Below are 12,461 nucleotides of genomic sequence, written 5' to 3' on the forward strand. Positions count from 1 at the left end.
ACGCATCCCCCCTTTCCGGAAAGGGGGCGGTCGGCCATGGCTTCCCTCTCGAAGGCGCGGGCGGCCCTGGCCGTGCTGCGCGAGGATCTGGCCGGCGACGTGTTCGCCCCGGGGGATCCCGGTTACGACGGGGCCCGGGCCGTCTTCGACGCACGGATCGACCGGCGCCCGGCCGTGATCGCGCGGTGCGCGGACACGGCCGACGTCGTCCGCGCGGTGCGCTTCGCACGCGATCTGGACCTGCGCATCGCGGTGCGCGGCGGCGGGCACGGCCTGGCGGGCGGCCCGGTCGACGGGGCGCTCCTGGTGGATCTGAGCCGGATGCGCACGGTCACCGTCGACCCGGCGGACGAGGCGGTCCGGGTCGCGGGCGGAGCCACGACGCGCGACCTGGACCGGGCGAGCCGGCCCCACGGACTCGTGGCCACGGGGTGCCATGTGCCGGGTGCCGGAGTCGCCGGCTTCGTCCTCGGCGGCGGTACCGGCCGCCTGGACCGTGCCTTCGGCCTGGCCGTCGACGACCTCATCGCGGTGGAGCTGGTGACGGCCGACGCCGAGCGGGTGCACGCGAGCGCGGACGAGAACCCCGAGCTGTTCTGGGCGCTGCACGGCGGGGGCGGCGGTTTCGGCGTGGCGACGGCGCTCACGCTGGAGCTGCACGAACTGCCGCGGTACGCGGTCGCGCTGCTGCGGTACCCGCCGCAGGCCGGCCCGGACGTGGTCCGCGCCTTCCGCGAGGTCATCCGTACCGGTCCGGACGAGGTGGGCGGAGCCGTGCTGTACCTGACCGGTGCGCGGGCGCGGTCCGCGCCGGGGTGCTGCGCCCTGCTGACGTACGTGGGCGGCGAGAGCGGCCTGCGTGAGCTCGCCGGGCCGCTGCTCGCGCTGCCGCACGAGACGGAGCCGGACGCCCTGCCCTACCCGCCGTGGGGAATGCGCGCCCACTGGTCGGCGCAGTGCCTGGACGCGCTGCCCGACGCGGCGGTGGACGCCTTCTGCGCCCGCGCGGCGGACCTGCCGGTGCCGGGCGCGCACCGGCTCGCGCTCGTCCCGCTCGGCGGCGCGATCGCCGCCGGCCCGCGCACCTACCCGGTGCCGTACCGGGACGCGTCCTGGCTGCTGCACCCCTTCGCCGGCTGGGCGGACCCCGCCGACGACGAGCGTGCGACGGCCTGGGTGCGGGACGCGTGCGCCGACGTACGGCCCTGGAGCACCGGTGCGGTCTGTCTCGGCCTCGTCGGCGACGAGGGCCCCGAGCGGCTGCGGGCGGGCCTCGGCGCCGGGAACCTGCTGCGGCTGGAGAAGGTGAAGCGGCGCTACGACCCGGACAACGTCTTCCGCTTCGGCCACACCGTCGAACCGGTGTGACCCGAAGCCGTCCCGAAGCTGTCCCGAAGGGCGTTCGCGCAGGTAGCGTCCGCTGCATGGACAGCCGCACCGACCACCGACTCGACACCCAGGGCGCCGGGATCACCGTGCAGCGGGCCCTGGAGCTGCCCGGCCTGCGCAGCGGACTGCCCGAGATCCTGGCGGGTGCCGACCGGCTGGGGCGCCCGGTGCGCTGGGTGCACGCGGGCGAGGTGCCGAACATCGCCTCGCTGCTCAAGGGCGGCGAGCTGCTCCTCACCACCGGCTACGGCCTCGGCACCCGCCCGGCCGAGCAGCGGGCGTTCGTGCGCACCCTCGCCGAGCGCGGGATCGCCGCCCTGGTGGTGGAGCTGGGCCCGCGCTTCACACGGCTGCCCGCCGCGCTGGTGGACACCGCGCGGACCGCCGGGCTGCCGCTGGTCCAGCTGCACCGCGAGGTGCCGTTCGTGACGGTGACAGAGGAGATCCACACCGAGATCGTCAACGGCCACTACGCGCTGCTCCAGCGGGCCGAGGAGGTGCACCGGCGCTGTACCGAGGCGCTGCTCGGCGGTGGCGGGGTGCCGCAGGTGCTGGGCATCCTGGCCGGCTTCGGCGGCAACCCGGTGTTCCTGGAGACGCCCGACGGGCGGCTGCTGTACGCCGCCGGGGAGGGGCCCGAGGGCGCGGATCCGCTCCAGGTGTGGGAGGGGCTGCGCGGCCCGCACAAGGACGCGCCGCCGCCCGCCGGTTCGGTGCTGGTGGACGTGCCCGGCGGCGGACCGGGGACGGCGGGTTCCGTCCGCGCCCGCCTGGTGCTGCTGCCGGTGTGCTCGCCGCTGGCTCCGGTGCACCGGATGGCCGCCGAGCGGGCCGCGGGCATCCTGGCCGTGGTGCTGATGCAGGCCCGGCAGGAGGAGGAGCTGGCGGCGCGGGGGCGCGGTGACTTCCTCACCGATCTCGCCGAGGGCCGGATCTCGGCGCAGGACGCCCCGGCGCAGGCCCGGGTGCTCGGCTTCAAGCCCGGCGAGAGCCCGCTGCTGCCCGTGGTGATGCGGATCGGCGACTCCCTTTCCCCGGGCGGGGGTTGGGCGGTGCTGGCGCGGGCGGTGTCCGAGGAACTGGCGGCGGTGGGGGTGCCGGTGCTGCTGGGGGTACGGCCGGTGGAGGGCCGGGTGCTGGTGCTGCTGGGCCTGCGCGCGGAGCCGGAGCGGGCCGCGGTCGCGGACCGGGTGGCGGCGGCCCTCCGGGCGGGGGTGGAGCGGGCCGGGATGCGGCGGCCGGGCTCGCCGCCGCCGGTCGTGGTCGTCGCCGCGGCGGGCGGCTGGGCGGCCGCCTCGGCGGGACTGCGGCACGCGGCGGAGACGGCGACGGCCGCGCAGGGCCTGACCGACCGGCCCTGGTACGACGCCCGGCGCCTGGACATCGACCTGCTGCTGTGGCGGCTGCGCGACCACCCGGACCTCGCCGCGTTCGTGGACCGCGCGATCGGCCCGCTGCGCGAGCACGACCGCCGCTCCAGGCCGCCGCTGCTGCCGACCCTGGAGACGTATCTGGCGCACGCCGGCCGCAAGGCGGAGACGGCCCGCGAACTGCATCTGAACCGGCAGACCCTCTACAACCGCCTCGCCCGCATCGGGGAGTTGCTGGGCACCGACCTCGACGACCCGCAGACGGTACTGGCGTTGAGCCTCGCGCTGCGTGCGCGCCGCCACGCGCCCTAGCGGGCCCCGCTCAGGCCAGCGGCCGGTGCTGCGTCAACTCGTCGTAGACACTGAGCACTTGGGCGACCGTCTCGTCCTCGGTCGGCCAGCCGGCGGTCTGCCGCACCCCCGCCTCGCGCAGCTCCTGGCAGCGCTCGGGGTCATCGAGGAGGCGTACGACGGTGTCGGCGAGCGCCTCCGCGTCGCCGTACGGGACGAGGGCGGCCGCGTCGCCGACGAGGTCGGGGATGCCGCCGACCCGGGTCGCGACGAGGGGAACGCGCGCGTACAGCGCCTCCTGGGCGAGGACCGAGCGCGACTCCCAACTGCTCGTCAGGAGCGTCAGATCGGCGGCGGCGAGCAGTTCGGGCACGTCCTCGCGGCGGCCGATGAGCCGCACGGGCAGCTCCTCGTCCTCGATCCGGCGCGCCAGGTGCGGGCGCAGCGGCCCCTCCCCCGCGATCACGACCAGCGGGGTGGGGTCCAGGTCCCGCCAGGCGCGGGCGGCGTCGAGCAGGACGTCGTAGCCGCGGTGGCGGTCGAGGGAGCCGACGGCGATGAGCAACGGGCCCGATCCGGCGCCGAGTTCGGCGCGGATCTTCGCCCGCAGCCGGTCGGGGTCGTCGCGGTCGACGGGCGTGCGCTGTCCGGGCAGGCCGACGGCGGCCAGCCGCGCGTCCCGCGCCCCGGTCCGCCGGGCCCGCTCCACCAGGTCGGAGCTGGCGCCGAGGACCACGGTCGCGGTGCGGACCACGCGCCGCTCCAGCACCTTCAGCAGTTGGGACCGCGGCCCTTCCGCGCGGGCCCGGTCGTGCCAGGTGACCACGAGCGGGGTGCGCCGGCCGCTGAGCGCGAGCACGGTCCGGAAGGAGGCGTGCAGTCCGTGCGCGTGCACCAGGTCGGCGCCCGAGCAGGCCGCCCGGAGCGCGGCCACGGAGACGGGGTCGCTGCTGCGCGGCACGTGCACGTGCTCGGCACCGGCGCCGGTGAAGTCGTAGGCGCGGTCGGCCTCGACAGGGGCGCACACGGTGACCCGCACGCCCCGTGCCACGAGCCCCGCGGCCAGGGAGCGCACATGGGCGCTGCTGCCGGCGTTGCCTCCGCCCAGCACCTGCACGGTGCGCAGCGTCGACTGACCGTGCGGCGCGTTGCTGCTCAGGGGGCTCACGTGGCCGAGGCTCCTGGTTCGACGTGGGCGGTCACGAGGAAACGTACAGAAAGTAGCGGGCGCAAGGGAGCGGAAGGACATACCCCGCGCGCCTCCCGCGCGGGCCCGTCCGGGCCGCCGCCCGCCCCCGTTCTCCGCCAAGCATGCCAGGGCGTAGGGCCGTTGCGGGAAACCCGGGCGGGCGCACGCTGCCGCGGGCCGGGGCAATGCGCCGGCGCACGTCACCCACACGGGTGAAGGAATGCCTGGCGCGGGCGAACGACGCGCGCCCCCGTCCGCCGAGGTCAGACGGTCACAGCGAGCGCGCCGCGGCGGTCACCCGATCGCCGTACGCCGCGGCGGCCACGACCGCGATGGCGTGCGCGAGCAGTCCCGCGCGCCGGTTGCCCGCCGCGATGGCCGCCCCCAGCGTGGCACCGAGGGCGTGCGCCCCCGTGTCACCGAGCATCGCGCGCTCCCCCAGGTCCTCCGGGAGCACGGCGGCGGCCGCGCCCATCGCGGCGGCCGACAACTCGGCCCCGGGCCCGGTGCGCAGCAGCCCGGGCGCGCCGAGCGCGAGCACGGCGCAGGCGGCCCGCCCGGGCCGTACGTCGACGAGATTGACGAAGTGTGCCGTACCGGCGATCACGATCCCGGCGAGCAGCTTGTCCAGCGCCCGCTCCTTCAGCAGCGCGCCGGCGGCCAGCCCGGCGGCCGAGATCCCGAACAGCTTCACGGCCCCGCTGGTGACCTCGCCGTTCCGCAGCGCGCCGAGGTGCGCGCGGAAGCCGCGCCGGGTGTCCCCGGAGAGGTGAGCGGCGACATCGTCGTAGGCCCCGCAGGCGCCGGCGGCGAGTACGGCGGCCCCGGCGGCCGGGTGCACACGGGCGGCGGCGAGCGCCGTACCGACGGCCGAGGCGGGCCCGGCGTACAGCTCGACGGTCCGCCCGGCGTGGTTCTTCCGCTCCCAACGCGCGCGCGTGCCCGGCGCGCCCAGGCGCAGGGCGGCCGTGCCGGCGCGGGTGACGGCGGCGGCGAGCGCGCCGGAGCCCGCCAGGGCGGTGAAGGTGGCCGTCCGGCCGCTCACGCGTCCGCCCGGGCCGTCGCCAGCAGTTCCTCGGCGTGGGCGCGGGCCGTCTCGGAGTCCTCCTGGCCGGCCAGCATCCGGGACAGCTCCCGGACCCGCTCCTCGCCCTCCAGCACCTTCACGCCGGACCGGGTGACCGAGCCGTCGTTGGTCTTCTCGACCAGCAACTGCCGGTCGGCGAAGGCGGCGACCTGGGGCAGGTGGGTGACCACGACGACCTGCGCGGTCTTCGCGAGCTTCGCCAGGCGCCGCCCGATCTCGACCGCGGCCTTGCCGCCGACACCCGCGTCGACCTCGTCGAAGAGGTACGTCGGCACGGGGTCGGTACCCGCGAAGACGACCTCGACGGCGAGCATCACCCGGGACAGCTCACCGCCGGAGGCGCCCTTGGCGATGGGCCGCGGCGGGGCGCCGGGGTGCGGGGCGAGCAGCAGCTCGACCTCGTCCGCGCCCGAGGGGCCGCAGGCGACCGTACGGCCGCCGACCTCGACGCCGTCCGGGTCCTCGGTCTGCCGGATGTCGAAGGACACACGCGCGTGGGGCATCGCCAGCGAGGCCAGCTCGGTGGTCACGGCGGCGGCGAACCGCGCGGCGGCCTCCGTGCGCGCGTCCGTCAACGCCTGTGCGAGGCCGCCCAGTTCGGTGCGGAGCGCGTCCCGCTCGGCGGTCAGCTCCCCGATCCGCTCGTCGTCGCCGTCCAGCTCGGTCAGCCGGGCGGCGCTCCGCTCGGCCCACGCCAGCACCGCGTTGACGTCGTCGCCGTACTTGCGCGTCAACGCCGTCAGCGCGGCCCTGCGCTCCTCCACCGCCGCCAGCCGCAGCGGATCGGCGTCGAGGTCGTCGGCGTACCCGGCCAGTTCGCCGGCGACGTCGCCGAGCAGGATCCCGATCTCCCCGATCCGGCCGGCCAGCGCGGCCAGCGCCGCGTCGTGGGACCGGACGGCCTCCAGGGCCCGGTGGGCGCCCGCCACGAGCGTCGAGGCGTCGATCCCCTCGGGGTCCTCCGGGTTGCCCGCGAGAGCGGCGTGCGCGGCCGTCGCGGCGGACGACAGCGCCTCGGCGTGCCCCAGCCGCTCGGCCTCCTCGGCCAGTTCGACGTCCTCCCCGGCCCGCGGTTCGACCCCGGCGATCTCGTCGAGGCCGTAGCGCAGCATGTCGGCCTCCTGCGCCCGCTCACGCGCGCGCGTGGTGATCTCCTCCAGCTCGGCGGAGACCGCCCGCAGCCGCCGGTAGGCCTCGGCGTACTTCGCCAGCGGCACGGCGACGGCGTCGCCCGCATACCGGTCCAGGGCCTGCCGCTGCCGGGTCAGCTTCAGCAGGCCCTGCTGGTCGGTCTGCCCGTGCACGGCCACCAGCTCGTCGGCCAGGTCGGCAAGCAGCCCGACGGGTACGCTGCGGCCGCCCACGTGCGCGCGTGAGCGGCCCTCGGCGGAGACGGTACGGCTGATCAGGAGCGCGCCGTCGTCCAGCTCGGCACCGGCCTCCTCGGCGCGTACGACGACGGGCGCGCCCGCGGGGACGGTGATCCGCCCCTCCACGACCGCCTTCCCGGCGCCGATCCGCACGAGCGCCGGATCCGCCCGGCCACCGAGCAGCAGCCCCAGGCTCGTGACCACCATGGTCTTGCCCGCACCCGTCTCACCGGTGACCGCGGTGAACCCCGGCGACAACTCGACGACGGCATCGTCGATGACCCCGAGCGACCGTATCCGCATCTCCTCCAACACGGAACAGACCATACGAGGTCCGGGGCGGGGAGTGCACACAGGCCGCCCCTCTCACTCCGTCGAGTGGTGCGGAGCCCCTCGCCATCCCGTGGTCGGCAGCGCGAACTTCGCGACCAACCGGTCCGTGAACGACGAATGGTGCAACCGGGCCAGCCGCACCGGCACCGCCCCCCGCCGCACCTCCACCCGCGCACCGGGCGGCAGCTCGACGGTCCGCCGCCCGTCGCACCACAGGACACCCGGCGGGACGTGCGGCAGCACCTCCACCGCGAGCACGGAGTCCGGCGAGGTCACGAGCGGCTTGGCGAACAGCGCGTGCGCGCTGATCGGCACCATCAGCAGCGCCTCCACCTCGGGCCACACCACGGGCCCGCCGGCCGAGAAGGCGTACGCGGTGGATCCGGTCGGGGTCGACAGCACGACACCGTCGCACCCGAACCCCGTCACCGGCCGCCCGTCGATCTCCAGCACGACTTCCAGCAGCTTCTCGGCGCCGGCCTTCTGCACGGCCGCCTCGTTCAGCGCCCAGTCGGTGTGCACGATGTCCCCGTTGCGGTGCACGACGACGTCGACGGTCATCCGCTCCTCGACCTCGTACGACCGCGCCACCACCCGGTCGACCACCCGGTCGAGGTCGTCCCGCTCGGCCTCCGCGAGGAATCCCACCCGCCCGAGGTTGACGCCGAGCATCGGCACGCCGGACGCGCGGGCGAACTCGGCGCCCCGCAGCAGGGTGCCGTCACCGCCGAGGACGATCAGCAGCTCGCACCCGTCGAGGCAGTCCGGTGTCGCCTCCTTGACCAGCTCCACCTCTTCGGGGAGCGGCAGGTCGCACGCCTCCTCCTCCAGCACCCGCACCCCGATGTCATGCCGGAGCAGGCCCTTGACGACGAGTTCCGCACTGCGGATCGCCGCGGGCCGCCCGGTGTGGGCGAGCAGGAAAACAGTACGCGCCAGGTTCTGTGTCAACGCGGCCCCTCCGCCACTGCACGGTCGACGTCGGCCGGGTCCAGGCGGGGGGCGCCGGACCGCAGCCAGAGAAAGTACTCGACGTTGCCCGAGGGGCCCGGCAGCGGACTCGCGGTGACACCACGCACCCCGAGCCCCAGCTCCCAGGCCTTCTCGGCCACCCCGCGCACGGCCTCCGCCCGCAGCTGCGGACTCCGTACGACACCCCCGCTGCCGAGCCGTTCCTTCCCCACTTCGAACTGCGGCTTGACCATCATCACCAGGTCGGCGTCCGGCTTCACACACCGCTTGAGGGCCGGCAGCACCAGCCCGAGCGGGATGAAGGACAGATCGCCCACGACAAGATCCACAGCTTCCCCATCGATCGCGTCGAGCGTCAACTCCCTTACGTTCGTACGGTCCTTGACGGTGACGCGTTCATCGTTCTGGAGAGACCAGGCGAGCTGTCCGTAGCCGACGTCCACGGCGACGACGTGCGCGGCGCCCGCACGCAGCAGCACGTCGGTGAAGCCGCCGGTGGACGCGCCGGCGTCCAGCGCGCGCCGGCCCTCGACGACGAGCCCCAGCGGCACGAAGGCCGCCAGCGCGCCCGCGAGCTTGTGGCCGCCCCGGGAGACGTAGTCGGGGTCGCTGTCGTCGCTCTGCACGACGATCGCCGCGGCCGTCTCCACCTGCGTGGCCGGCTTGGTCGCCACGGTCTTGCCGACGGTGACCCGCCCGGCGGTGATCAGCTGGCTGGCGTGCTCGCGCGAGCGCGCGAGCTTCCGCCGGACCAGCTCCGCGTCCAGACGACGGCGTGCGACTCCTGCCACGTTCGGTTCAGCTCCTGCTTTTGTCTGCTTTTGTCTACGGCCGTGGGGGCGCCTGAGGTACCGGGCGGGCGTCGAGCGCGGTGAGCGCGTCGCGCAGCCCCCGATGTACATCCTCGTACACCTCGACGTGTCCGTCGGTGGCGAGGTGGTCGGTGTCGGCGAGCCGGTCGAGCTGGGCGTCGACCTCGGCGTTGCCGGTGGGGGTGCGCGGGACGTTCAGCGGGGCGGGCGCGGCGGGGTCGTACTCCTGCGCCGCGTCCTCCGCCTCCGGCGCGTCCGCCGGGATCTCCGTCTCCGGAACCGAGTCGTTCATGCCCCGACGCTACCCCGAACCGCTGGTATACCGTCGGGGGCGATGGCCACGATCGAGGCGTGCCGCGCCGCACTGGGAAAGCTTTCGGACAACATGCAGGGCGCCGAAGGCGACGTCCGGGCGGCCGCCGCCCTGGACCGCTCGGTGAGCTGCCACATCACCGACCTGGACGTCACCTTCACCGGCCGGCTGACCGGCGGCCGGATCGAGGTGGACGACACCCACCCCGGTCCGCCGCGGGAGAAGGCGCAGATCAGGCTCGCCATGGCCGGGGACGACCTGGTGGACCTGGTGAGCGGCGAGCTGAACTTCGCGACCGCCTGGGGCACCGGCCGGGTGCGGCTGGAGGCGAGCCTGCTGGACCTGTTCCGGCTCAGAAAGCTGCTGTGACCGTGCTCAGGACGCCGCCGCGGCCCTGGCCTTGCGCGCGGCCGGCACCACCAGCGGGGTCCCGGTCTCGGGGTCGTCGATGATCTGGCAGCGCAGCCCGAAGACCTCCTCGACCAGTTCGGCCGTGACGATGTCGTTCGGGGCACCCTCGGCGACGACCGTGCCGCCGCGCAGCGCGATCAGATGGGTGGCGTAGCGGGCCGCGTGGTTGAGGTCGTGCAGGACGGCGACGAGGGTGCGGCCCTGGGTCTCGTGCAGCTCGGCGCACAGGTCGAGGACGTCGATCTGGTGCTGGATGTCGAGGTAGGTGGTCGGCTCGTCCAGGAGCAGCAGCGGGGTCTGCTGGGCCAGCGCCATGGCGATCCACACCCGCTGGCGCTGCCCGCCGGAGAGCTCGTCGACGTACCGGTCGGCGAGCTCCGCGACCCCGGTCTGCCGCATGGACTCCCGCACGACCCGCTCGTCCTCCGTCGACCACTGGCGCAGCAGCCCCTGGTGCGGGTAGCGGCCGCGGCCGACGAGGTCGGCGACGGTGATGCCGTCGGGCGCGATGGACGACTGCGGCAGCAGGCCGAGGGTGCGGGCCACCTTCTTCGCCGGCATCGACTGGATGACCTGCCCGTCGAGCAGCACCCGGCCCGCACTGGGCTTGAGCATCCGCGACAGCGCCCGCAACAGTGTCGACTTGCCGCACGCGTTCGGGCCGACGATCACCGTGAAGGAGTTGTCGGGGATCTCCACCGACAACTGCTCGGCGATGACGCGCTGTTCGTAGGCAAGGGTGACGTTCTCGGCGGACAGGCGGTTCACAGTGCTCCTAGGGGTGTTCGTGTGCGTGCCGCTCATATCCGGCCCGCCCTGCGCTCGGTGACCAGCAGCCAGAGCAGATAGCCGCCGCCGAGGACGCCGGTGACCACGCCGACGGGCAGCTGGTCGGCGCCGAAGGCGCGCTGCGAGGCCCAGTCGGCGGCGACCAGCAGGGCGGCGCCCATGCACAGGGAGGGCACCAGGTTCGGGCCCGGCGAGCGGGTCAGGCGCCGGGCGAGCTGCGGGGCGGTGAGCGCGACGAAGGCGACGGGTCCGGCGGCGGCCGTGGCGGCGGCGGTGAGCAGCACGCTGGAGACCATCAGCACCAGCCGGACGCGCTGCACGCGCACCCCGAGGGCGCCCGCGACGTCGTCGCCCATCTCCATCATCCGCAGGCCGCGCGCGTTCGCGAGCACGACCGGGACGAGGACGGCGCACAGGGCGAGCAGCGGCCAGACCTGGTCCCAGTCACGGCCGTTGAGGGAGCCGGTCATCCACACGACCGCGCGGGCCGCGTCGACGATGTCGGCCTTGGTGAGCAGATAGCCGTTGATCGCGGTGGCGACAGCGGAGATGCCGATACCGACCAGGACCAGCCGGTATCCGTGCACGCCCTGCTTCCAGGCGAGCAGATAGATGGCGCATCCGGTCGCCAGACCGCCGATCAGCGCGCCGAGGGTGACCTGGGCGGCGGTGCCGGACATCAGCACGATGACGACCAGCGCGCCGGCCGTGGAGCCCTGCGACAGACCGAGGACGTCGGGGCTGCCGAGGGGGTTGCGGGAGACGGACTGGAAGAGGGCGCCGCCGAGGCCGAGCGAGGCACCGACCAGCAGGCCGACCAGGACCCGCGGCAGCCGCAACTCGTTGACGATGAAGTCCTGGTAGGCGGTGCCGTTCCCGGCGAGGGTCCTCAGCACGTCGGCCGCCGGGATCTTCGCGTCGCCGGTGCCGATCAGCAGCACGCCCGCGGCACCGGCGGCCACCAGCAGGATGACGACGACGAGCACGGCCCGCACGTCCAGGCGCAGCGAGAGCCCGCCGGGCGTGCGCAGGGCCCGGTTCACGGTTGAGGTCTTCACAGCTGGGCCGTCCTCCGCCGTCGTACGAGAAAGATGAAGACCGGGCCGCCGATGAGCGCGGTGACGATGCCGACCTGGAGTTCCGAGGGGCGGGCCACGACCCGGCCGATCACGTCGGCGCCGAGCAGCAGCACGGGCGACAGGACCGTGGCGTACGGCAGGATCCAGCGCAGGTCGGGGCCGGTGAAGGAGCGCACGACGTGCGGCACCATCAGGCCGACGAACACGATCGGACCGCAGGCGGCGGTCGCGGCACCGCACAGCACGGTGGCGGCCAGCATGGCGAGCGCGCGGGTGCGGCCCAGGTGGGCGCCGAGGGCACGGGCCGTGTCGTCGCCCATGGCCACGGCGTTCAGCGGCCGGGCCAGCCCGAGCGCCAGCAGCGTGCCGGCCGCGAGGAACGGCAGCACCTGCACGATGGTCGCGTTCGTGGCCGAGGCCAGCGAACCCACCGTCCAGAAGCGCATCTTGCCCAGCGCCGCGTCGTCCGTGATCATCACGGCCTGGAGATAGCCGTAGAGGGCCGCGCTGACGGCCGTACCGGCGAGGGCCAGGCGGACCGGGGTGGCGCCGCGGCTGCCGCCGAGGAACCACACCAGCGCGCCGACCGCCGCGGCGCCGAGGAAGGCGAACCACACATAGCCGGTGAGGCTGGTGACGCCGAGACAGGTGATGGCGGTGACGACGGCCGCGGAGGCACCCGCGTTGATCCCGAGCAGCCCGGGATCGGCCAGCGGATTGCGGGTGAGCGCCTGGAGCACGGCACCGGACAGACCGAGCGCGGCCCCGGCGAGCAGCCCGAGCACCGTGCGCGAGACCCGCTCGTCCACGACGACATCGCCGTATGTGCCCGTGTCGTGGAACAGGCCGTGCCAGACCTGGTCCGGCGACAGTGCTTTCGCCCCGATCGCGATGCTCGCCAGAGCGACGAGCACCAGGACCACGACGGAGAGCAGGAGCCCAAGAGCCCGTACCGCCTTGCGACTTGAGGGCGCGGGGGCGGTCTCCGCGCGCTGTTCCGGAGGACTGTCGACCAACACGAGGTTAGGTTAGCCTACCCTCGCTCCCGATCTCGAT

Annotated in this window: 12 protein-coding genes; 3 read left to right on the forward strand and 9 right to left on the reverse strand. The window is 74.8% G+C overall.

Annotation, left to right across the window (positions count from 1 at the left end):
• The first annotated feature begins 36 nt into the window (after window positions 1-36).
• Together AC4OXY_RS15285 and AC4OXY_RS15290 are read left to right on the forward strand one after the other, a co-directional pair.
• Window positions 37-1,368, forward strand: coding sequence for an FAD-binding oxidoreductase (locus AC4OXY_RS15285; RefSeq protein ID WP_362819328.1), 1,332 nt, complete (start codon window positions 37-39; stop codon window positions 1,366-1,368).
• A 56-nt stretch (window positions 1,369-1,424) separates the two neighbouring features.
• A complete protein-coding gene (locus tag AC4OXY_RS15290) occupies window positions 1,425-3,071 on the forward strand; it encodes a PucR family transcriptional regulator (RefSeq protein WP_356022645.1) in 1,647 nt (548 codons plus the stop codon).
• A gap of 10 nt (window positions 3,072-3,081) precedes the next feature.
• On the opposite strand, the gene AC4OXY_RS15295 is transcribed toward AC4OXY_RS15290, so the two are convergent.
• From AC4OXY_RS15295 to AC4OXY_RS15320, 6 genes are all read right to left on the reverse strand, one after another.
• Window positions 3,082-4,218 carry a glycosyltransferase family 4 protein gene (locus AC4OXY_RS15295; RefSeq protein ID WP_491994067.1) on the reverse strand — a complete coding sequence of 379 codons (1,137 nt, stop codon included), beginning with the start codon at window positions 4,216-4,218 and terminating at the stop codon, window positions 3,082-3,084.
• A 292-nt stretch (window positions 4,219-4,510) separates the two neighbouring features.
• The gene (locus tag AC4OXY_RS15300) at window positions 4,511-5,284 is read right to left on the reverse strand and encodes a hypothetical protein (protein ID WP_491994068.1); all 774 of its coding nucleotides are present in this window, start codon (window positions 5,282-5,284) and stop codon (window positions 4,511-4,513) included.
• The gene (gene recN, locus AC4OXY_RS15305; protein WP_356022652.1) at window positions 5,281-7,023 is read right to left on the reverse strand and encodes a DNA repair protein RecN; all 1,743 of its coding nucleotides are present in this window, start codon (window positions 7,021-7,023) and stop codon (window positions 5,281-5,283) included. The genes AC4OXY_RS15300 and recN overlap by 4 nt, the downstream gene beginning before the upstream one ends.
• Before the next feature lie 39 nt (window positions 7,024-7,062).
• Window positions 7,063-7,980: an NAD kinase gene (locus tag AC4OXY_RS15310; protein WP_071375903.1), complete on the reverse strand. Its 918-nt coding sequence runs from the start codon at window positions 7,978-7,980 to the stop codon at window positions 7,063-7,065.
• The gene (locus AC4OXY_RS15315) at window positions 7,977-8,792 is read right to left on the reverse strand and encodes a TlyA family RNA methyltransferase (RefSeq protein WP_356022655.1); all 816 of its coding nucleotides are present in this window, start codon (window positions 8,790-8,792) and stop codon (window positions 7,977-7,979) included. Before AC4OXY_RS15315 ends, AC4OXY_RS15310 begins: the two co-directional genes overlap by 4 nt.
• A 34-nt stretch (window positions 8,793-8,826) precedes the next feature.
• The gene (locus AC4OXY_RS15320) at window positions 8,827-9,105 is read right to left on the reverse strand and encodes a hypothetical protein (RefSeq protein WP_402066951.1); all 279 of its coding nucleotides are present in this window, start codon (window positions 9,103-9,105) and stop codon (window positions 8,827-8,829) included.
• Window positions 9,106-9,147: 42 nt separating this feature from the next.
• Between AC4OXY_RS15320 and AC4OXY_RS15325 the strand changes: the two genes are divergently transcribed.
• A complete protein-coding gene (locus tag AC4OXY_RS15325; RefSeq protein ID WP_356022660.1) occupies window positions 9,148-9,495 on the forward strand; it encodes an SCP2 sterol-binding domain-containing protein in 348 nt (115 codons plus the stop codon).
• 6 nt (window positions 9,496-9,501) lie between these two features.
• Here the strand turns inward: AC4OXY_RS15325 and AC4OXY_RS15330 are convergent, their stop codons facing one another.
• The 3 genes from AC4OXY_RS15330 to AC4OXY_RS15340 are packed head-to-tail and all read right to left on the reverse strand — an operon-like array spanning window position 9,502 to window position 12,424.
• Window positions 9,502-10,341, reverse strand: a complete 840-nt coding sequence (locus AC4OXY_RS15330) for an ABC transporter ATP-binding protein (protein WP_491994069.1) — start codon at window positions 10,339-10,341, stop codon at window positions 9,502-9,504.
• Complete coding sequence (locus AC4OXY_RS15335) at window positions 10,338-11,384, reverse strand: FecCD family ABC transporter permease (RefSeq protein WP_491994070.1); 1,047 nt, start codon at window positions 11,382-11,384, stop codon at window positions 10,338-10,340. The genes AC4OXY_RS15330 and AC4OXY_RS15335 overlap by 4 nt, the downstream gene beginning before the upstream one ends.
• The gene (locus tag AC4OXY_RS15340; RefSeq protein WP_491994071.1) at window positions 11,381-12,424 is read right to left on the reverse strand and encodes a FecCD family ABC transporter permease; all 1,044 of its coding nucleotides are present in this window, start codon (window positions 12,422-12,424) and stop codon (window positions 11,381-11,383) included. Before AC4OXY_RS15340 ends, AC4OXY_RS15335 begins: the two co-directional genes overlap by 4 nt.
• Between the last annotated feature and the right edge of the window lie 37 nt (window positions 12,425-12,461).

This window comes from Streptomyces sp. HUAS MG56 (assembly GCF_058673395.1).

Bases quoted from the DNA above. Each gene is read 5' to 3' on its own strand.
- AC4OXY_RS15285 (WP_362819328.1), top strand. From the start codon at position 37: ATGGCTTCCCTCTCGAAGGCGCGGGCGGCCCTGGCCGTGCTGCGCGAG.
- AC4OXY_RS15290 (WP_356022645.1), top strand. From the start codon at position 1,425: ATGGACAGCCGCACCGACCACCGACTCGACACCCAGGGCGCCGGGATC.
- recN (WP_356022652.1), bottom strand. From the start codon at position 7,023: ATGGTCTGTTCCGTGTTGGAGGAGATGCGGATACGGTCGCTCGGGGTC.
- AC4OXY_RS15320 (WP_402066951.1), bottom strand. From the start codon at position 9,105: ATGAACGACTCGGTTCCGGAGACGGAGATCCCGGCGGACGCGCCGGAG.
- AC4OXY_RS15325 (WP_356022660.1), top strand. From the start codon at position 9,148: ATGGCCACGATCGAGGCGTGCCGCGCCGCACTGGGAAAGCTTTCGGAC.
- AC4OXY_RS15330 (WP_491994069.1), bottom strand. From the start codon at position 10,341: ATGAGCGGCACGCACACGAACACCCCTAGGAGCACTGTGAACCGCCTG.